Genomic DNA, 20,267 nt, shown 5'->3' on the forward strand with positions numbered 1-20,267 from the left:
TCTCGGTATTACCGGCCAGTACGCTGCCCGGCACATTCACGCTCCAACTGGTGCCGTCAGCGTTGACCGTGGTCTGGTAGGTTTCATTGCCTACGGTGACCGTTACCGCATCACCGGCCTGCACATTATTGCCGACCTTGCCGCTGATATTCACAGACTGGCTGGATTCGGCAATATTCACCCTATCATCACCGGCAATAGTGTCGATGCTGATCAAGGCGTCCGGGGCTACCGTATCGACGGCGTAAGGACGGCTGGCCTCTGCGGTGGTGGTGTTACCCGCCGCATCGGCAGTGGTGACACTGGCGCTAACTGCCGAGTTGGAAGCCAGTACAGAACCCGGAATATCTACGCTCCAGCTAATACCATCGGCATTGACAGTAGTCTGGTAGGTCTCTGAACCGACTGCTACCGTGACGGTATCACCGGCCTGCACATTGTTGCTAACCTTGCCGCTGATATTCACGGACTGGCTGGATTCGGCAATATTTACCCTATCATCACCGGCAATGGTGTCGATGGTGATCGACGCGTCCGGCGCTACGGTGTCGACAGTGTAAGAACGATCCGCACTTACCGTAGTGCTATTACCCGCCGCATCGGCAGTGGTGACGCTGGCATTAATCTCGGTATTACCGGCCAGTACGCTGCCCGGCACATCCACGCTCCAGCTAACACCATCGGCATTCACCGTGGTCTGGAAGGTCTCCGCACCCACGGTGACCGTCACCGCGTCACCGGCCTGAACGTTATTACCAACCTTGCCGGTCACGTTGATGGCTTGATTGGACTCATCGATATTCACCACATCGTCACCAGCGACAGTGTCGATAGTGATGGAGGCCTCCGGCGCTACGGTGTCGACAGTGTAAGAACGATCAGCGCTTGCCGTAGTGCTATTACCCGCCGCATCGGCAGTAGTGACGCTGGCATTAATCTCAGTGTTTGCCGCCAGCACGCTGCCCGGTACGCTAACACTCCAGCTAATACCATCGGCATTGACCGTGGTCTGGTAGGTCTCTGAACCGACGGTTACCGTAACCGTATCACCGGCCTGCACATTATTACCAACGCGGCCTGTCACATTAACCGTCTGATTGGACTCGGCGATATTAACACTATCGTCACCGGCGATAGTGTTAATGGTGATCGAGGCATGTGGAGCCACGGTATCCGCATCATAAGTGCGGCTGGTATTCGCCGTGGTTTCGTTGCCTGCCTCATCACGGGTTGTGACGTTGGCATTGATCTCAGTATTCGCCGCCAGTACGCTGCCCGGCACGCTAACACTCCAGCTAACACCATCGGCATTCACCGTGGTCTGATACGTTTCAGATCCCACGGTGACCATCACCACATCACCGGCCTGCACATTATTGCCGACCTTGCCGCTGACATTCACGTTCTGACCGGACTCGGCAATATTTATCACATCATCCCCGGTGACAGTATCGATAGTAATAGATGCATCGGGTGCCAATGTATCGACCGTTATCGTACCACTAACGCCAGTGCCTGATGTTCCTGACTCGTCAGTGTAGCTGCCATCAGGAACACTAACGCGGACTTCCCCTTCAAAACGGGAGGCTGGAGTAAGTACAGCAGTCCATAGCATGGGAGCGTTCGGATCCTGAATTAGACTCGTCAGTGTACCGTTATCGACGGTAATATCACTTTCATCGAACCCCACAGGAGGACTGGTAAAGCTAAAGCTAACGGTACCGTCATTATTAAAGGCAAGCGTCAGAGAAGGAGGTATCGAGCTATCAGGATTATTGGTGTCAGACGCTGCCAGCACCGTAGTGCTGGCATCCCCCCCCTCGATGGGGGAATCTGTGCTGGAGGCTAAACCCGTAGTTTCGTAACCTGTTGCAGTTGATATATCAACAATTTCACCTGTGAGATCCAACACTACGGCGGTATGACCACCACCACCGTCTCCGGCCTCACCCACAACATCATTTCCTGCCGCCGTGGGTTCCAACACTTGTGTCGGATCTTCCCCCTGAGCAATGGCAGATTGTAAAGCAGCGACTTCATCGTCCACATCCGCCGTTTTCTGAGATGCTACACCTGCAACATCACTCCAGCGGCTATCACGGCCTAAATCCAGTGTGCGACCGTCAGGCAATGCGATGGAAACAGCGCCGTTATCTCCCGTAACGACCTCTTCTCCGCTATAGATGCGTTCACCTGCGACCAGTAACCGTTGGCTGCCATCCAGTGCGATGACAAAAACCTGACCAATAACGAATTTGATGATACCGATAATGCCATTCATAATAGCTTCTCCTTGATATCTATATTATTTTTATATTTTAATAAACTACGGTAATTAGGATCTCGGCATCATCCTGACAGGTTTATCGTGCTGAATGTCGTCCTGACAAATTATTGAGAAGTAGTTATCAATTAGCTGTCTTATGCGTCAGCGCTTGACTCGATGACCAATATAATAAAAAATTCGAAATATTCTTTCCAGAACTTTACTCATATAAAATAATTAACATGTTTTAGTTCGCTTTCTTTTGCTTACAAAAAAAATAAGTCATTGATATTAATAGACATATAATTACATTAGCTAACAAGCTATTAATATCACTGCTTTATGGAAAAATAGGAATAATCACAAAATCAACTATTATGAAGGAAATTAATATTATGGCGTGTATATATAGAACTTCTATATTGTTTCTCATTACGGTTTTTACCGGTAACACTTATGCCGATACTATTCAGGATGCAATTAAACACTCGCTTAACACACACCCTGAAGTCAGCGCTGCCATTAATAGCCGTTTCTCGGCTGACCATGATTTAAGTGCAGCCAAAGGGGGCTATCTTCCCTCCATCACGTTAAATGCGGGAGCAGGCCGTGAAGAAACAGACAGCGTGTCAACACGCGCCAGCGGTAATCACCGTACTGGGCTGAATCGCAGTGAATCCAGTATCAACTTAAGCCAGATGGTTTTTGATGGTTTTGCTACTTCCAGTGAGGTTGGGCGGCAACGCGCAACGGTGAACTCCCGTGCGTACAAAGTCTTAAATACCAGCGAAACTACAGCATTAGATGCCGTGCAGGTTTATCTTGATGTGTTACAGCGTCAGGAGTTTGTACGGCTGGCCGAAGCCAACCTTGCCAATCACGAACGTATCTACGATCAAATAAAACTGCGTAGTGAACAAGGTGTTGGTCGCCTTGCTGATCTGGAACAGGCAGAAGCCCGTTTGGCTCAGGCGCGCAATAATCTTCTGACAGAAAAAACAAATCTTGATGATGCCCAAACCAATTACCATAGTGTCATCGGCAAAGAAGCTGCTAATCTGGTTCTTCCCAGCGATTCCACCATTATCCTGCCCGCTTCGCTGAAAGAAGCGCAACGTATCATGCGGGCTAATAGTCCGGCGTTAAAATCCGCCGAGTCCGATATTGAAGCGACCGAACAGCAGTACGAAGCGGCGAAATCCACCTTTTATCCACGAGTAAATATTGAACTGGCGCGTAGTATGGATAACAACATTGATGGTAGTCGCGGTCACAACAACGAATGGCAGGCGATGCTAAGAATGCGTTACAACCTCTACGAAGGCGGAAGCGGTAAAGCAGGAATAGAATCAAAGGCTTATCAAATAAAAGAAGCACAGGATTTAAGAAATAACGCCCTACGCCAGCTCAATGAAGAACTTCGATTGTCGTGGTCTGCATTAAACAATGCCCGCCAGCAACTTCCTATTGCAGCAGAATATGCTAACCGTAGTATGAAAGTGCGTACCGCTTATCAGAAACAGTTTAGTCTGGGCGAAAGGACACTATTGGACTTGCTGGACAGTGAAAATGAGTTATTTACCGCGCAGCGGCGCTTGGTGGAAGTCCGGTTTATTTCGTTGTTCAGCGAATACCGGATAAAATCGCGTATGGGTGATTTATTGAATAGTTTATCGATCCCGGCGCCCGCGGCGGGTAATAGTCTTACGAACGTGACAGCTCGCGCAGAGTTACCCGGACTGAATTAATTATCCATTATCGATAAATCATGCTTGTATTCAGGCTCAAGCCCCACGGGGACGTAAACCAATTGCAGGGATTGCGTTGAGTAAGGGAAATTTCAGCTAAATGAAATTGCATTCTGTTCAAGATACTAAAAATCCTGACGAATCGGTTGCCCATAAGCATAGCGATCCTCGTAACCGTCATGACGATCCTTTGCTGGATAGCTTGCTGATACTTTGTGCTTTGCAGGGAAAATCAGCCAGTAGATCAACCTTAACCGCAGGATTACCACTTGCCAACCAGCGTCTGTCGGTGAAGTTATTGCCCAGAGCCGCGGCCCGTGCAGGATTACAAGGCAGAGTGCTTAAGCGCCAGCTAAACAAAATTGATGAAATGTCGCTGCCGGCAATGTTGTTGCTGAGTGAGGGAAGAGCGGCAATTTTATTGGGCTGGAATGCCGATGGCAGTGCCCGTATTATGCCCAGTGAAACAGAAGGCGGGGAAATTACCGTCGAGCACCACACATTGCAACAGAACTATCTGGGGCTGGTGATGTTCGCTCAACCTCGCCATCAATTTGATATTCAGCATGACTCACTCATTCCCCGCACCAAATCCTGGTTTAAAGATACGCTTAAACTGTCGCGTTTTCTTTATATGGACGCAGTTCTTGCCAGTCTGCTGATTAACATCATCGCATTGGCAACGCCGCTGTTCATTATGAATGTCTATGACAGGGTTGTTCCCAATCAAGCAACGGCAACCTTATGGGTGTTGGCGATTGGTATTACCGGTGCGTTTATCTTCGATTTGATATTAAAAACACTACGTGGAATTTGCTTTGATATTGCAGGCAAAAAAACCGATCTGATCATCTCGGCCACGCTATTTGAACGCATCACGGGTATGTCGATGAAAGCCCGCCCGGCGCGGGTCGGCAGTTTTGCACAAAATATTCATGAGTTTCAATCACTCAGAGATTTTCTCTCTTCGTTAACGCTGACAACCCTTGTCGATTTCCCCTTCACATTATTACTCCTGCTGGTCATCGGTATTATTGGTGGGCCGTTGGTCTGGGTTTCAATACTCGCCTACCCTGTTGCTTTGCTTACCAGTTGGGCGCTGCAAAAACCGCTATCGGCCACGATTGAAAAAACAATGCAGCTTGCCAGTGAACGTCAGGCTACGCTTATCGAAACATTAAGCGGTCTGGATGCAATAAAAGTGAATAATGCCGAAAGCGAACGGCAATATCAGTGGGAACAGACTATTGGCAGCCTCAGTCGGCTGGAAATGCGAGCCAAGGCATTATCATCATTGGCCGTTAATCTGACGCAATGGTTTCAACAAGTTGCTGGCGTCGCCATGATTGTGATCGGCGTATATATGTTAATTGATGGAAAACTCAGCATGGGGGGGTTAATCGCCTGCTATATGCTGAATGGCCGGGCGCTGATACCACTGGGGCAACTATCAGGACTGGTTACTCGTTACCAGCAAGCTCGCCTGACAATGGTCACGACGGAACAAATGATGCAACTACCACAGGAGCGCAGTGAAAGTGAGCGCCCGCTTAAGCGGGAAAGCATTCGCGGCAGCATCGAGTTTCGTGATGTGACCTTCCATTATCCTGAGCAGAAAAACAGCTCTCTGCAAGGCATAAATATTTCAATCGCCGCAGGTGAAAAAGTGGGCATTATCGGGCGGAGTGGTTCAGGTAAAAGCTCTCTGCAAAAACTGATTGTCAATCTTTACCAACCCGCAGCAGGTAATATCCTTATTGATGATGTGGACGTGCGTCAGTTGGATGTCAGCGATCTGCGGCACAACATCGGTTATGTTCCACAGGACGTTCAGCTTTTCAGTGGATCACTACGCGATAACCTGATCAGTGGAGCCCGTTACGTTGAAGATGAAATCATGCTACAGGCGGCCGAAATAGCAGGGGTTAATGATTTTGCCCGCCTGCATCCAGACGGTTACAACCTTCAGGTCGGTGAGCGTGGGCAGCAACTATCTGGTGGTCAGCGCCAGGCGGTTGCGCTGGCCAGAGCGTTATTGCTCGATCCGCCTATTCTGGTTTTTGATGAGCCAACCAGCTCTATGGATAACACCAGTGAAGATCGGCTTAAACAGGCGTTAGTACCCGTGATCGCCAATAAAACGCTATTGCTGGTGACACATCGGGCGTCTATGCTGGCATTAGTTGATCGTTTAGTTATTGTTGATAAAGGACGCATTATTGCCGATGGGCCAAAGGCCATCGTGATGGATGCCTTAAAGAAAGGACAGATCAATGCGTCTCGTTGAATATGCTAAACGTATCAGGCGTTATTTTACCGGACGAGATGAAGATAACCTTCAGACCATGCCCGAAGTCAATCACGCCATGGAGGAGGACTCCCCCAGAATCATTCGTATTACACTATGGAGTATCGGGGCCTTTTTCTTATTCTTCATTCTATGGGCGGCATTCGCAAACGTAGACGAAGTTACACGCGGTGATGGCAAGGCAATCCCCTCCTCACGGCTGCAAAAAATCCAGAATCTGGAAGGCGGTATTGTCACCGAACTGTTTATTCGTGAAGGTCAGGTCGTTCAGGCCGGCGATCCATTACTGCGGCTTGACGATACCCGTTTCGCCTCCAATGTAGGGGAAACCGAAGCAGATCGGCTTGCTTTAACCTTGAGAATTGAGCGCCTGAGTGCTGAGATTAACGATCAGGATTTAACGTTATCTGCAGACATCGCCGCCCGATCGCCGGAAGTGGCTAATGGCGAACGAGAGCTATATAACAGCCGACGTCAGCAATTCCGCAATGAGATTTCCGGGTTGGAAGAACAGTTGATACAGCGCCGACAGGAGCTGCGTGATTTCTCCGCTAAACAGATCCAGTTTCGCAATAGCCTGAATCTGCTCCAGCAAGAAATCAGGATGTCTGAACCACTTATCGCCGAAGGCGCCATTTCAAAGGTGGAAGTGCTGCGTTTGCGGCGAGCAGAAGTGGAAACCAAAGGTCAGCTTGAATCCATCACGCTGTCTATCCCCCGCGCCGAATCGGCCATCAAAGAGATTGAGAATAAAATTGAGGAAACTCGCGGGCGTTACAAAAGCGATGCATTGTCACAATTGAACGAAGCGCAAACCAACCTGAATAAGATCGCTGCCACTGGCAAGGCTTTGGAAGATCGGGTAAATCGTACACTCGTCGTTTCTCCCGTCCGGGGTATTATCCAGCAAATTCTGGTTAACACCATTGGTGGCGTTATTCAGCCAGGAAGTGATTTAGTAGAGATTGTTCCGCTGGATGACAATCTGTTGGTCGAGGCCAGAATCCGCCCTCAGGATATCGCTTTTCTGCACCCCGGTCAGGAAGCCATTATTAAACTTACCGCTTATGATTACACCGTCTATGGCGGACTGAAAGGTCAACTAGAACAAATTAGTCCAGATACAGTGACCGATAAAGAAGGGAATAGTTTTTATATTATTCGTTTGCGCACTGATAAAAACTATTTGGGAACCGCTGAGAAACCGCTCCTTATTATTCCAGGTATGGTGGCATCGGTTGATATAATAACGGGAAAGAAAACAATTCTTAGCTACTTGTTAAAACCGATCCTCCGAGCCAGGGCTGAAGCATTGCGAGAACGATGATTGGGAAAAGGCTCTTTTTAGCAGAGCCTTTTTATTTATGATTATTTAATATCATGATAAATTTGAGTATGACTACGCCCCATAGCCTTTGCCTGATACATTGCAGAGTCCGCATTAATGGCTAATGTCAGCGAGTCAGTGCCATGCTCTGGATACAGGGCGATACCTATACTACAGGATATATCAAGCCTTTTCCCTTCAATATCAAAGGGTTTATTTAACGCATTATGAATTTTATCAGCAACATACAATGTGTTATCAACCTCCTTAATACCTTGCAATAAGATAATAAATTCATCGCCACTGCGCCGGTATACCGTATCTGAATCTCTTACCGCATCACGCATTCGTGTTGCGGCTTCTTTTAATAACAAATCGCCGACAGCATGTCCGAAAGAATCATTTATCTGTTTAAACCTATCAAGATCAAGGAACATCAATGCAATCTTTCTGCCTGTTTGCTTAGACAACAGAATTGCCTGCTCCATTTGTTCTGCAAACGTTAAGCCGTTCGCCAATGAAGTTAATGAATCATAATGTGCCAATTGGCGATAGTGCTCCTCACTTCGCCGCAGCATATCAATCGCACGATATCGTTCTATGGCAATCGATATTAGCTGGGCAGATTTCTCAATAGAGTAAATTTCCTCATCATTAGGAACATACACTTTTCGGTGATAAACACTCAGCACACCTAATATTTCTTTATTCTGGCCATAAATAGGTTCAGACCAGCACGAACGCAAACCAGCGTATAAAGCCAAACCTTTATATAAAGACCAATCAGGATGAATAGAGATATCATCTGCTATTACTCTTTTTCCTGTATAAGCTGCGGTTCCAAATGAGGCGACGCCATCAGCAATCTTAACGTTATGAATCGCATTTTTATAAAAACCAGGCAAACTGGGTGCCGACCCTAAAGTCAGGCATTTCTTATCCTTATCAACCAGTAATACTGAACATACAATACGACCAGGATTTTTTTCTTCTACGCTGAATATGATTGCATCAAGAATATCTTTTAACGGTGCGCCGCTTGATAGGAGTTCTAATGCTCGATTATAGGAATTATCATGATGTTCTTGAATTTTTCTCTCAGTGATATCAAGTTTAACGCCAACATATTGAGTTGAATTGTTTGCTTTATTATATATTTTAACGATATTGGCTTTTTCCCAATAAAGTTGCCCATCTTTCCGGCGGTTAACAAACTCGCCACTCCAAACATCACCTTTATTTATGGTAGACCAAAGATCTTCATAGACGGCAGCATTGGTCAAACCCGAGCTTAATATATTCGTTTTTTTGCCAATAACTTCATCCGGCATATAGCCAGACATGGTAATAAATTGGCGGTTGACGTAAATGATTTCACAATTTTCATCCGCAATCATAATAGAAGCAGGACTATATTCTGTCGCAAAGAAAATCATGTTTAGAAAATTTTGTTTTTTCTGCTCAGAGTTAAACTTTTGTTTAATTTTTCTATTCTTTACAGAAGAAAACAACAACAGTAATAATAATATGGTTATTATAATTTCATACACAATAACACTCTCCTCAGTCCCGAGTGGTCCTGATCGTACAAATCATAGCACTGATGACGAAAAATCCCGGTAACAAACCCCTATCCCGTCGATTTTCAGGATCGGCACATTTCCAGAGAGCAGAAAGGATGAAAGAAAAAATGCTCCAGATAGCTGGTGAATTCAGAAACATAGAAATATCAACATAAAACCCTCGCATATGGCTGTGCGTAAATTAAGACTAAAAAGATCAAAAAAGTGTTTTAATTTAATATTAGTAATTGATTACGTTATAAGTTTCTCTAATGGAATTTAAAAATATTCCACGGAGTACATGACGATATATTCTGAACATCAATTTTTTGTAAGCAAATCAATTATACCAATAAATATCACCATTTTAATCAACAAAATCTATCATAAAATGATTTTCGATCGTTAGTAACAAACAGTTATTTTTTTATGATTAATAATCAAGTAGTTAATAATATATAAAATTACTTAAGCACTTGCCCTGTGCAAGCCATATACATACTAAAAAAGTCATAAAGAGTACCCCACCCTTCACTAATAATATAAAACACTGGAATTAACAAAAAACAAGGAATAAAACAATAATAATAATTAAATTAACAAATGAATATATCATTTTAACTATAGAGAAGGCTTATCATAGAGCATCCGATTTTCTTGAAGTTAACAAGCATTAGCCACTGTAATGAGTTTAGGGGAAATAGAGGAGGATGAAGAACCAGATTTAGAACCGCTCGTATCACAAAGGTATGTGTTACATGCTCACAGCATGGAATGAAAATTTTTCATCTAGAGTTCTGTTCTCAGCGTATCAAAGTTATCAAATGGCTGCGGACGAGAGAGATAGTACCCCTGGGCAGCATCCGCATGGGATGCTTTAACAATGGCCAACTCTTCCTTTGTTTCAATTCCTTCAATAACAACATAATTGCAAAAGCGTGCAAGTAAAGCGATCAACGCAGGGAAAACCGAACGACCTTCGCTGCTTTGCTGTAGCAGAATGAAGAGTTCGCGGGCCACTTTAATGCAATCGTATTGCGCCAACATTAATGATGAAAAATTCGCCATCCCACAGCCAAAATCATCCAACCAAAGGGTTTGTGCTTCAGGAAGTTTTGTTAATGTTTCTTTCGGTAAGCCCCCCTGATTTTCTACCATTTCAAAACGAATCCAGGGCATCGAAGAGATAAGCCTTTTCGCTTCATGACTCTTTTGTAAAGCAAGCAGCGTCATACCATCAATGTTGACCGATGCAACCAGTTCGTCACGAATAAAACGCCGATGCCAATGCGATAAAAGTTGCAGTTGTTCTACAATAATTTGCAGACGCTCTTCAACATTGATGTTGGCGAAGTATTTTTCAGGAGAAATAAATTTTTGTGGCAAGGCAGGAGAAAAAACTGAGGTTAATAGCTCAATAGCCATCAATTTACCCGACGTTAGGTAAATTGGCTGAAAAGTATACCGCCGCTGGCATTGATGCCAATAATTATAATCCAATAGTTCAACGTCCCCCTGCTGAGGAAACAATAGCCCAAACTGATTAACATTCCCTTCCTGTTGCACTATGAGTTCCGCCATTAGACTGACACTATTCGTTATAAAAACCATATCATACGGGCATATACCGTTATCGACTCTCCAAAAACAAACTTTATCGGTGATAAAAATAAATCTATGCTCACGATACGGCGAAAGTAATAAAACCAGTATCACAATTACATTAATTGATATTTAAAATCAATATGTTAAACGCTTAAAGTCACAGTCATATCGACTACTTAGTACAGTTTAAAGGATAAATCCAGATCCAATTTAACGAATAGATGGTTAATTTACCCTGTAACTTAACCATCTATTTGCTCATCAATAACAGTTGATCGTGTTTAAATAGTTGTCAGCAGGTATAATCTGCGCCCTGTTTGTAAGATAGAAGATCATCATGGCATTACTCATCACCCATAAATGTATCAATTGCGATATGTGTGAACCTGAATGCCCTAACCAGGCTATCTCAATGGGAATGGATATCTACGAAATTGATGCAAACCGGTGTACAGAATGTGTCGGACATTACGACACGCCAACTTGTCAGAAAGTATGTCCAATCGACAACACCATCATCAAGGATCCTGAACACCGGGAAAACAATGAGCAACTGTGGGAAAAATATGTGTTAATGCATCATGCTGACAAACTCTAAACATCAATCTTCGATAATCACCGTCGCGCAAGCGTAACGTCGCTCATCAGCCAGAGTAACATGCACATTCTTTACCCCCAGATGAGCAGCCAATTCAGAGGCTTTGGCGAAAAAACGCAGGCAAGGTTTCCCCAGTTCGTCGTTAAATACCTCAAATTGAGAAAAAGACAGTCCATTACGAATCCCTGTTCCAAAGGCTTTCGCCGCCGCTTCTTTAACGGCGAAACGCTTGGCAAGAAAGCGAACTGGCTGCTGATGCTGTTGATACTGCAGCCACTCATTTTCTGTTAGAATGCGGCGGGCCAGCCGCTCACCTGAACGCTCAACCACAGATTCGATACGAGCGATTTCGACAATATCCGTCCCCAGCCCCAGGATCGCCATCAGCGGCGGGCTTCCCGCATTAATGCCTTCATTTCGGCGACTGCGGCGCTCAAGCCACTCATCACCGCACGTCCGATGATTGAGTGACCAATATTCAGTTCATGCATTTCCGGCAAAGCCGCAATAGGCTGTACGTTATGATACGTCAAACCGTGACCGGCGTTCACTTTCAGTCCTTTTCCCGCCGCATAGGCCGCCGCCTCGCGGATACGCTCAAACTCATGTTGTCGGGCCTTATCATCAACGGCATCCGCATAAGCGCCGGTGTGGATTTCAATGTAAGGCGCACCACTGGCGACAGCCGCCTCGATTTGGCGTTCATCCGCATCAATGAATAAAGACACCAGGATCCCTGCACGGCTTAATCTGGCGACCGCATCGTTCATTTTCTCCTGCTGGCCAGCAACATCCAATCCTCCCTCGGTTGTCACTTCCTGACGCTTTTCAGGTACCAGGCAGCAAAAATGGGGTTTCAACTCGCAGGCAATATTCACCATCTCTTCAGTCACTGCCATTTCCAGATTCATACGGGTTTGAATGGTTTTCCGCAGGATGCGCACGTCACGATCAGTGATATGGCGTCGGTCTTCACGCAGGTGGACTGTAATCCCATCGGCTCCGGCCTGTTCTGATAAAAATGCGGCCTGCACCGGATCAGGGTAGTTAGTACCGCGGGCATTACGAAGCGTAGCGATATGATCGATATTAACGCCCAATAACAGTTCAGCCATGATAAATCCTCGATAAAATAATGTGTAACATGAGGCAGTTTACACTGATGTTCTACTTTCTGGGTACAGGAGAGACAGGATTATTTATCAGAAGGAGGAAGGGGCGGTAAAATAAATTTAGGTAAAAATTGGCGAAACAGTTCACGACTTTTCAAAGGTTTACCACCAAGATAAGGTTTTAATGCCATGCGGGTAAAACGCTTGGCCGCCCGTAATGTTGCCGAATCGGGAAATTCTCGTGACGCCAGCGCCCGCAACTCATAGCCAGTAAAACTATTGTTATCGACGATAAGACTGGCTATAAAACCTTTCTCTTCACGATACCGGTAGGTCATGGTATCGGCAACAGGTTCGCCACTACCCGCACAGTGAAGAAAATCCACGCCATATCCCAGGTTCTCCAACAAGCCTAGCTCAATGCGCCGCAACGCTGGCTCAGGTGAAGTATTCTGAGAAGCAAGCTGTTGTAAGCAACTGAGATAATCAAAGAAGAGCGCGGAATAATTGGTTTCATGCTCCAGAACCCGGGCAAGTAGCTCATTTACGTATAAACCGCTATAGAGCATCACGCCGGTAAGAGGAAGCGCCAGCGATACCGGTTCGGCATTGCGTAAGGTTTTCACTTCGCCCCGCCCGCTCCAACGTACCAGCAGAGGCGTGAATGGTTGCAAACAACCTTTCAAACTGGAACGGCGCGCACGTGCTCCTTTTGCCAGAATCCGAACCCGTCCGTCACTTTCGCTGAACAAATCCAGCAATAAACTGGTTTCGCTATAAGGTCGCCCATGCAAGACAAATGCGCGTTGCCAGCCTTCCATCGGCGTGGGCCTTACAAGTCTTCACTGTAACCCAGGCTTCGCAGAGCACGTTCGTCGTCTGCCCAACCTGATTTTACTTTTACCCATAATTCGAGGTGAACTTTGGCTTCAAACATCTCTTCCATGTCATGACGGGCTTCAATGCCGATCGTTTTGATCTTGCTGCCTTTATTCCCGATCACCATTTTTTTCTGACCTTCACGTTCGACAAGAATCAAACCATTAATGTCATAACCGCCACGCTCATTGGTCACAAAACGCTCAATTTCTACCGTTACCGAATAGGGTAATTCCTCACCCAAAAAGCGCATCAGCTTTTCACGGATAATTTCGGAAGCCATAAAGCGCTGAGAGCGATCGGTTATGTAATCTTCCGGGAAATGATGCGTTGCCTGAGGCAAATGCTTGCGAACAATACTGGCAACCGTATCTACGTTTGTACCCTTTTCCGCAGAAATCGGCACGACATCCAGAAAGTTCATTTGCTGACTGATAAATTGAATATGCGGCAACAGCTTGCTTTTATCTGTTACGTTATCCACTTTATTAATCGCCAGAAGGACAGGATGTTTCTGATCGCGCAGTTTATTCAGCACCATTTCATCATCATCGTTCCAGTGGGTGCCTTCTATCACAAAAATAATCAGCTCAACATCACCAATAGAACTGCTGGCAGCACGGTTCATCAGGCGGTTGATTGCCCGTTTCTCCTCAATGTGCAGCCCTGGGGTATCCACGTAGATAGCCTGATACGGCCCTTCGGTATGAATACCCATAATGCGGTGGCGTGTTGTCTGAGGTTTACGCGAGGTAATAGAGATTTTTTGCCCCAGCAACTGATTCAGTAATGTAGATTTACCAACGTTAGGCCGACCAACAATCGCGACAAAACCGCAGTATGTCTGTTCTTCGCTCATTCAAGCTCCAGTTTTTTCAACGCTTGTTCTGCCGCAGCCTGTTCAGCCTTCCGGCGGCTCGAACCGGTGCCAATGACCGATTCACTAAAACCACTTACCTGACAATGGATAGTAAACTCCTGATCGTGCGCCTCACCACGTACCTGCACAACCAGATAGGTTGGCAGCGGTAAGTGACGCCCTTGCAAAAATTCCTGTAACCGCGTTTTCGGATCTTTTTGCTTATCGCCAGGGCTGATTTCATCCAGTCGGCTTTGATACCAATTCAGGATCAATCGCTCAATGGTCTGAATATCACTATCGAGAAAAATACCACCGATCAGAGCTTCTACCGTATCAGCCAGAATGGATTCACGGCGGAAACCTCCACTCTTCAACTCACCCGGCCCCAAACGCAGGCACTCTCCCAATTCAAATTCACGCGCAATTTCTGCCAGTGTATTGCCGCGAACCAGCGTTGCTCGCATCCGGCTCATATCCCCTTCGTCTACCTTGGGAAAACGGTGATACAGCGCGTTCGCGATAACAAAACTCAGAATGGAATCGCCCAGGAACTCGAGCCGTTCGTTGTGCTTACTGCTGGCACTTCGATGCGTCAGGGCCTGTAACAAAAGGTCGTGCTGCTGAAAAGTATAGCCCAGCTTTCTTTGTAAACGGTTTATTAGGATGGGGTTCATGTGTTACCAATAGATCAACAATGCGTCAAAAACAACAACACACGGAACAGCCCTGACTCGCTAATGATTTGCCAAAACTGTTTCGTTTGCATTGGCCCCCCGACCGGGAGCCAGCCTGCGTGCATTTCTGAAAATATTCTACAACGGACAGCATAATAATGCTGCGTGTTTATTACCTGATTAGTGAATGCGGCCAATACGGTTCAATCGAACCCCGGTAGGCCATTCACCTTCCTGTTTTTCAAAGCTCATCCAGATGGCGGTTGCTTTACCAACAAGATTTCTTTCTGGCACAAAACCCCAATAACGACTATCCAGACTGTTATCGCGATTATCCCCCATCATGAAATAATGACCGGCAGGTACAATCCACGTAGCGAGCTGTTGTTGAGACTGCTGATAATATCCGCCAAGCTGATCCTGTACGCCTGGAACAATCAGAATATTGTGCGTCACATTTCCCAACGACTCTTTACGTATGCCCATGCGAACACCATCGGCATTATTTTCATTCGCCGGGATCTGATAAAAACCGCTATGGGATCCCAAGCCTGGCTGATTGAATGTTTGAACAAAATCGCTGGGCTGCACATTATTATAGGTTACAGCCAGCGCCTTATCACAAATTTGCTGACCGTCGCAAGCAGGGTGAATGGTAACCTGCTTACTCAAGGGATTATAACTGACACGATCGCCCGGCAACCCGACCACCCGTTTGATAAAATCAACCTTAGGATCGGATGGATATTTAAATACCGCAATATCGCCACGTTTCGGGTGACCTGTCTCAATTAAGGTTTGCTGAGTAAAGGGTTCTTTAATACCGTAAGCATATTTCTCTACTAGGATGAAATCACCTATCAATAATGTCGGCATCATTGAACCGGACGGAATCTGAAATGGTTCATAAATAAATGAACGCACAACTAAAACCAGCGCCACCACCGGAAATATGGAAGCGACGGTTTCAATCCATCCAGGTTGCCCAATTGATTTTGACAATACGGTGTTATCCGTCAGCGCATTCGATGCCGCAAATTTTTTCCGGCGTGCTGGTGCCAACATAAAGCGTTCAAAGCACCAGACAATTCCCGTGACTAGCGTTACCAACGCCAGAATTACGGCAAACATATTGGCCATGCCAACTCCTCAGGATTTATTTGTTGTCTTTACCGACGTGCAAAATAGCCAGGAAGGCTTCCTGCGGTAATTCAACGTTGCCTACCTGCTTCATACGTTTCTTACCGTCTTTCTGTTTCTGCAACAGTTTCTTCTTACGGCTGACATCACCGCCATAACATTTCGCCAGTACGTTCTTACGCAACTGTTTCACGGTAGAACGAGCAATGATGTGGTTACCAATCGCAGCCTGAATAGCAATATCAAACTGCTGACGGGGAATAAGGTCTTTCATTTTTTCCACCAGATCGCGACCACGGTACTGTGAATTTTCCCGGTGAGTAATCAGTGCCAACGCATCCACTCGTTCACCATTGATAAGCACATCAACACGCACCATGTCGGAGGCCTGAAAACGTTTGAAGCTATAGTCCAGAGAAGCGTAACCTCGGGAAGTCGACTTCAACCGGTCAAAGAAATCAAGTACCACTTCCGCCATCGGAATTTCATAAGTGAGCGCAACCTGATTACCGTGATAGACCATGTTGGTCTGTACACCACGCTTCTCAATGCACAACGTGATGACATTGCCCAGATATTCCTGCGGCATCAACATATGGCATTCAGCAATAGGTTCTCGCAATTCCTGAATATTGTTCAGTGGCGGCAGTTTCGACGGGCTATCGACATGGATCGTCTCCCCGCCTGTTGTTTCGACTTCATAAACAACCGTAGGCGCGGTGGTGATGAGATCCAGATCGTACTCACGCTCCAGCCGTTCCTGAATGATCTCCATGTGCAACAGCCCCAGGAAACCACAGCGGAAACCAAAGCCCAGCGCGGTAGAGCTTTCCGGTTCGTAAAACAGGGAAGCATCGTTCAGGCTCAGTTTACCCAGCGCATCGCGGAAGGCTTCATAATCATCAGAACTGATTGGGAATAACCCGGCATAAACCTGAGGTTTGACTTTCTTGAATCCCGGCAACGCTTTTTCTGCTGGCTGACGAGCCAATGTCAGCGTATCGCCAACCGGCGCCCCCAGAATATCTTTGATGGCACAAACCAGCCAGCCAACTTCACCACAGTTGAGCACGTCGCGGTCAACCCGTTTCGGGGTGAAAATCCCCAAACGATCGGCGTTATAAACCTGCCCGGTACTCATGACTTTGATTTTGTCACCTTTACGCATAGAACCATTTTTAATGCGCACCAGTGAAACAACGCCCAGATAGTTATCAAACCAGGAGTCAATAATCAGTGCCTGTAACGGCGCCTCCACACTCCCCTGAGGGGGTGGAACGTCCCTCACCAGACGCTCTAAAACATCAGGTACGCCAATACCGGTTTTAGCCGAGCAACGCACCGCATCCGTCGCATCAATGCCGACAATATCTTCAATTTCCTGGGCAACACGATCCGGATCAGCGGCAGGCAGGTCGATTTTATTCAGCACCGGAACCACTTCCAAATCCATATCAAGCGCGGTGTAACAGTTCGCTAATGTCTGAGCTTCAACCCCCTGACCGGCATCAACAACCAGCAAAGCACCTTCACAAGCGGCCAGCGAGCGCGAAACCTCATAAGAGAAGTCGACGTGTCCAGGCGTATCAATGAAATTTAACTGATAAGTTTGACCATCCAGCGCTTTGTAATCCAGCGTCACACTCTGCGCTTTAATCGTTATACCGCGTTCCCGTTCCAAATCCATTGAGTCCAGAACCTGCGCAGCCATTTCACGTTCGGTTAAACCACCGCAAATCTGGATAATACGGTCAGATAACGTCGACTTACCGTGGTCGATGTGGGCAATAATGGAGAAATTTCGTATATGCTTCATTATAAAAATTTTTCTACCTTGATATTCCTGAAATTCTTGCCGATGGGCATACGCATTAGGTGAAAACAGCAGCAATGGCCTTCTACCTGAATCGCTGCATTCTACATGCCGGGCGGCTGAAAACCTAGTCATGTACCGCGCATTACCTTTGATTATGACGGTTTTATTCGCAATGTCAGAAGACGGGATGAAAGAAGATATTAAATCGATAACAACGGCTAAACAGAACGGGGGATAATAAAGGAAAAATGACGCCATCTTCATCTTTCCCAGCACACATCATTCTATGACTCAGTTACGGTTTTAATTTGTAATAACTCGCCGGGAAGCGCAATTTGCAGAATAACAGGTTGATAGCGACTGTTTTTACCCAGGTTTCCCGACCAGCGTTTCACCGATAAAAAAGCCAGGCCGCCACCGATAAACGCGCCTAAAATTGCAGAGAATTCATTGGTAAAGAGAGTCTGGAATAACGCTGATCCGGCAAACAACCCTACCAGCGGAACAAAGTAGACCATAACGGCGGACTGTAGCAAACTTGCTTCGGCGATGCCCAGCTCAACCCGCTGCCCTGTTTGCAATGGTTGTTCACAGGGCACATGAAACCTGTGTTCGGCTGACGCGCCTAACTGGTTCAACAGCCCTGTTCCACAGGTTGAACGCGATTGGCAGCTACCACATCCTGAACGTTGTTCACAGTGTAGTACCGCTATACCGTCCTGCCATGAAATAACGGTCGCCCATTCTTTAATCATTATTTCGCCTTCAGGATAATATTGTCTGCCACACGTTTAGCCGTGGCGGGCGGGATCTCACCAACAACCGTGATCTCGTTATTATCACGAACCTCAGTGTGTATTGAACGCCTTCCGGTTCGAACAGCCTGTTCGGTTTGCGCTTCGGAAGATGGGCTGATATTGACGGAAAAACTAAACAGACCATCACTGTACAAACGCGTTTCAATAGGGAGATTGACACCCGGCAACGTTCTGCGGCTATGCGAAACCTCTTTCATCCCCAGCGGCAACCACTCTGCCGACCAGGCAAAATCGATATTTTCCGAGACGGGTGTCGACAATGACGGGGGAAGACGAATATTTTCCAGCGGACGCATCACGTTTACGATGTCATCGTTGATGATTAAAGACGTCGCCAGAAATTGCTCCAGACGCTCACCATTACGATCCTGCAAATCGACCCGCAAAGGCAGTTTAGACTCTGCGTCAACCCAAACAGCATAGCTATAACGCGTTGCATCCCGTGAAATAATTCGGATCCCCACCGCCAGGCGATCGGCAATGCGAACGCGTCCATCAGCAGGCACGAAGTCGTAATACTGTGCAATTTTTTGGAAATCCGCGTAAACCAGCGAGGGTAGTGAATCGACAATGTGATCGCTCGCCAAAGTAAAAGGTTCAAGACCGGAATCAAAATAGCTGATTTCATTGCCACGCTGCACGATCTCACGACGCGGCCCATCCATAAACACTAACTGCGCCAATGGGCGATTATCAATCACCGCGTGACGGTAACGCAGCGACTCAAATCCCTGGCGGGTGATATTGATAAAAGAGATTTCATAGTTTAAGGCACGGCTGGCGCTGTTCATTTGTTGCAACAACGCCCCGGACGCAGTTTGCGCCGGAGCGATGGTGGAATAAAACAAACAGCCAATCAGTAAACAGGCGGCAAACCAGACAGGCTTCATTACCGAGGCTGAGTTCCTAATGATTGCGTTCCTGGAACCTGAATCGCAGCTTGCTGATCGTCATGCTGCTGGAGTTGCTCCGCGTGCAGGCGGCGCTGTAGTTCATAATCCTGCAAAATAGCGTTGAGACGGTTACGCTGCGCATCAGATTTCTGTTGACCACTATGGGACACGATATTTTCCGAAGGAACACCCAGACTCACTGGCGATGCGGTTCCCATTGCTGGTAACGTGCTGAACGCGGCAGACTCCGTTACACCGTCCGACACCCCTACACGATTATAATTCTGAACGCCAACAATAACGGCCAAAGACACGCAGGCCGCAACACCTATCTGAGTTAACTGGCTGGCCCACGGACGAACCTTATACCAGAACGGCACCTGAGGCCAACGTTCAGGATGTGGCTGAGACTCTGGTTGCGCTTGCGGAACCAGACGAACAGGCTCTTTTTCAATTGCAGCAGCAACACGGGAAGCGATATCAAGGTGAATTACATTTTCACCAATATCCCCACGTAATGTATCGCGGATTAGATGATAACTTTGCCAACTTTGCTGCAACTTGTCATCTCGTGACAAGGAATTCAGCAGTTCGGAATCAACTGCCTCACCATCCATTAAAGCGGAAAGCTTCTCTTTCTGCATACCGATACCCTTACC

17 protein-coding genes are annotated in these 20,267 nt (G+C 46.7%); 4 read left to right on the forward strand and 13 right to left on the reverse strand.

Annotation, left to right across the window (positions count from 1 at the left end; all coding sequences use genetic code 11):
• A partial coding sequence (locus tag BIY29_RS12855; protein ID WP_121575515.1) for a retention module-containing protein occupies window positions 1-2,281 on the reverse strand: 2,281 nt, incomplete at its 3' end.
• Between the two features lie 380 nt (window positions 2,282-2,661).
• Between BIY29_RS12855 and BIY29_RS12860 the strand changes: the two genes are divergently transcribed.
• The 3 genes from BIY29_RS12860 (at window position 2,662) to BIY29_RS12870 (ending at window position 7,649) form a co-directional block, all read left to right on the forward strand.
• On the forward strand, window positions 2,662-4,014 hold the full coding sequence (locus tag BIY29_RS12860) for a TolC family outer membrane protein (RefSeq protein ID WP_121575560.1): 1,353 nt from the start codon (window positions 2,662-2,664) through the stop codon (window positions 4,012-4,014).
• A gap of 100 nt (window positions 4,015-4,114) precedes the next feature.
• The gene (locus BIY29_RS12865) at window positions 4,115-6,301 is read left to right on the forward strand and encodes a type I secretion system permease/ATPase (protein WP_121575516.1); all 2,187 of its coding nucleotides are present in this window, start codon (window positions 4,115-4,117) and stop codon (window positions 6,299-6,301) included.
• Window positions 6,288-7,649: an HlyD family type I secretion periplasmic adaptor subunit gene (locus BIY29_RS12870; RefSeq protein WP_121575517.1), complete on the forward strand. Its 1,362-nt coding sequence runs from the start codon at window positions 6,288-6,290 to the stop codon at window positions 7,647-7,649. The genes BIY29_RS12865 and BIY29_RS12870 overlap by 14 nt, the downstream gene beginning before the upstream one ends.
• 41 nt (window positions 7,650-7,690) lie before the next feature.
• Here the strand turns inward: BIY29_RS12870 and BIY29_RS12875 are convergent, their stop codons facing one another.
• Entirely contained in the window at window positions 7,691-9,199 is a 1,509-nt protein-coding gene (locus tag BIY29_RS12875; RefSeq protein ID WP_121575518.1) for a sensor domain-containing protein, read from the reverse strand.
• Window positions 9,200-10,000: 801 nt separating this feature from the next.
• Window positions 10,001-10,792 carry a cyclic-guanylate-specific phosphodiesterase gene (gene pdeH / locus BIY29_RS12880; protein WP_121575519.1) on the reverse strand — a complete coding sequence of 264 codons (792 nt, stop codon included), beginning with the start codon at window positions 10,790-10,792 and terminating at the stop codon, window positions 10,001-10,003.
• Between the two features lie 361 nt (window positions 10,793-11,153).
• Here pdeH and BIY29_RS12885 point away from each other — a divergent pair, with 361 nt between their 5' ends.
• A complete protein-coding gene (locus BIY29_RS12885) occupies window positions 11,154-11,414 on the forward strand; it encodes a YfhL family 4Fe-4S dicluster ferredoxin (protein ID WP_121575520.1) in 261 nt (86 codons plus the stop codon).
• A 3-nt stretch (window positions 11,415-11,417) separates the two neighbouring features.
• On the opposite strand, the gene acpS is transcribed toward BIY29_RS12885, so the two are convergent.
• The 10 genes from acpS to rseA form a co-directional block, all read right to left on the reverse strand.
• Window positions 11,418-11,798 carry a holo-ACP synthase gene (gene acpS, locus BIY29_RS12890; RefSeq protein ID WP_121575521.1) on the reverse strand — a complete coding sequence of 127 codons (381 nt, stop codon included), beginning with the start codon at window positions 11,796-11,798 and terminating at the stop codon, window positions 11,418-11,420.
• Window positions 11,798-12,529 carry a pyridoxine 5'-phosphate synthase gene (gene pdxJ, locus BIY29_RS12895; protein WP_121575522.1) on the reverse strand — a complete coding sequence of 244 codons (732 nt, stop codon included), beginning with the start codon at window positions 12,527-12,529 and terminating at the stop codon, window positions 11,798-11,800. Before pdxJ ends, acpS begins: the two co-directional genes overlap by 1 nt.
• Before the next feature lie 80 nt (window positions 12,530-12,609).
• The gene (recO, locus tag BIY29_RS12900; RefSeq protein WP_121575523.1) at window positions 12,610-13,347 is read right to left on the reverse strand and encodes a DNA repair protein RecO; all 738 of its coding nucleotides are present in this window, start codon (window positions 13,345-13,347) and stop codon (window positions 12,610-12,612) included.
• 11 nt (window positions 13,348-13,358) lie between these two features.
• The gene (era, locus tag BIY29_RS12905; protein WP_121575524.1) at window positions 13,359-14,264 is read right to left on the reverse strand and encodes a GTPase Era; all 906 of its coding nucleotides are present in this window, start codon (window positions 14,262-14,264) and stop codon (window positions 13,359-13,361) included.
• Window positions 14,261-14,941, reverse strand: coding sequence for a ribonuclease III (gene rnc, locus BIY29_RS12910; RefSeq protein ID WP_121575525.1), 681 nt, complete (start codon window positions 14,939-14,941; stop codon window positions 14,261-14,263). The genes era and rnc overlap by 4 nt, the downstream gene beginning before the upstream one ends.
• Window positions 14,942-15,121: 180 nt before the next feature.
• Window positions 15,122-16,081, reverse strand: coding sequence for a signal peptidase I (gene lepB / locus BIY29_RS12915; RefSeq protein ID WP_121575526.1), 960 nt, complete (start codon window positions 16,079-16,081; stop codon window positions 15,122-15,124).
• 16 nt (window positions 16,082-16,097) lie between these two features.
• Window positions 16,098-17,897 (reverse strand): translation elongation factor 4, encoded by a 1,800-nt coding sequence (gene lepA / locus BIY29_RS12920; protein WP_121575561.1) that lies wholly within the window; start codon window positions 17,895-17,897, stop codon window positions 16,098-16,100.
• Window positions 17,898-18,181: 284 nt separating this feature from the next.
• Complete coding sequence (gene rseC / locus BIY29_RS12925; protein WP_121575527.1) at window positions 18,182-18,652, reverse strand: SoxR-reducing system protein RseC; 471 nt, start codon at window positions 18,650-18,652, stop codon at window positions 18,182-18,184.
• Window positions 18,652-19,605, reverse strand: coding sequence for a sigma-E factor regulatory protein RseB (gene rseB, locus BIY29_RS12930; protein ID WP_121575528.1), 954 nt, complete (start codon window positions 19,603-19,605; stop codon window positions 18,652-18,654). The genes rseC and rseB overlap by 1 nt, the downstream gene beginning before the upstream one ends.
• Complete coding sequence (gene rseA, locus BIY29_RS12935) at window positions 19,605-20,252, reverse strand: anti-sigma-E factor RseA (protein ID WP_121575529.1); 648 nt, start codon at window positions 20,250-20,252, stop codon at window positions 19,605-19,607. Before rseA ends, rseB begins: the two co-directional genes overlap by 1 nt.
• Window positions 20,253-20,267 lie beyond the last annotated feature (15 nt).

The sequence above is a fragment of the Brenneria alni genome (genome assembly GCF_003666245.1).
In the GTDB taxonomy this organism is placed as follows: domain Bacteria; phylum Pseudomonadota; class Gammaproteobacteria; order Enterobacterales; family Enterobacteriaceae; genus Brenneria; species Brenneria alni.

What these genes read in the sequence shown, in the direction of transcription:
- BIY29_RS12860 (WP_121575560.1), top strand. Translation starts at nt 2,662, where the DNA reads ATGGCGTGTATATATAGAACTTCTATATTGTTTCTCATTACGGTTTTT.
- BIY29_RS12865 (WP_121575516.1), top strand. Translation starts at nt 4,115, where the DNA reads ATGAAATTGCATTCTGTTCAAGATACTAAAAATCCTGACGAATCGGTT.
- BIY29_RS12870 (WP_121575517.1), top strand. Translation starts at nt 6,288, where the DNA reads ATGCGTCTCGTTGAATATGCTAAACGTATCAGGCGTTATTTTACCGGA.
- pdeH (WP_121575519.1), bottom strand. Translation starts at nt 10,792, where the DNA reads ATGGCGGAACTCATAGTGCAACAGGAAGGGAATGTTAATCAGTTTGGG.
- BIY29_RS12885 (WP_121575520.1), top strand. Translation starts at nt 11,154, where the DNA reads ATGGCATTACTCATCACCCATAAATGTATCAATTGCGATATGTGTGAA.
- acpS (WP_121575521.1), bottom strand. Translation starts at nt 11,798, where the DNA reads ATGGCGATCCTGGGGCTGGGGACGGATATTGTCGAAATCGCTCGTATC.
- pdxJ (WP_121575522.1), bottom strand. Translation starts at nt 12,529, where the DNA reads ATGGCTGAACTGTTATTGGGCGTTAATATCGATCATATCGCTACGCTT.
- recO (WP_121575523.1), bottom strand. Translation starts at nt 13,347, where the DNA reads ATGGAAGGCTGGCAACGCGCATTTGTCTTGCATGGGCGACCTTATAGC.
- era (WP_121575524.1), bottom strand. Translation starts at nt 14,264, where the DNA reads ATGAGCGAAGAACAGACATACTGCGGTTTTGTCGCGATTGTTGGTCGG.
- rnc (WP_121575525.1), bottom strand. Translation starts at nt 14,941, where the DNA reads ATGAACCCCATCCTAATAAACCGTTTACAAAGAAAGCTGGGCTATACT.
- lepB (WP_121575526.1), bottom strand. Translation starts at nt 16,081, where the DNA reads ATGGCCAATATGTTTGCCGTAATTCTGGCGTTGGTAACGCTAGTCACG.
- lepA (WP_121575561.1), bottom strand. Translation starts at nt 17,897, where the DNA reads ATGAAGCATATACGAAATTTCTCCATTATTGCCCACATCGACCACGGT.
- rseC (WP_121575527.1), bottom strand. Translation starts at nt 18,652, where the DNA reads ATGATTAAAGAATGGGCGACCGTTATTTCATGGCAGGACGGTATAGCG.
- rseB (WP_121575528.1), bottom strand. Translation starts at nt 19,605, where the DNA reads ATGAAGCCTGTCTGGTTTGCCGCCTGTTTACTGATTGGCTGTTTGTTT.
- rseA (WP_121575529.1), bottom strand. Translation starts at nt 20,252, where the DNA reads ATGCAGAAAGAGAAGCTTTCCGCTTTAATGGATGGTGAGGCAGTTGAT.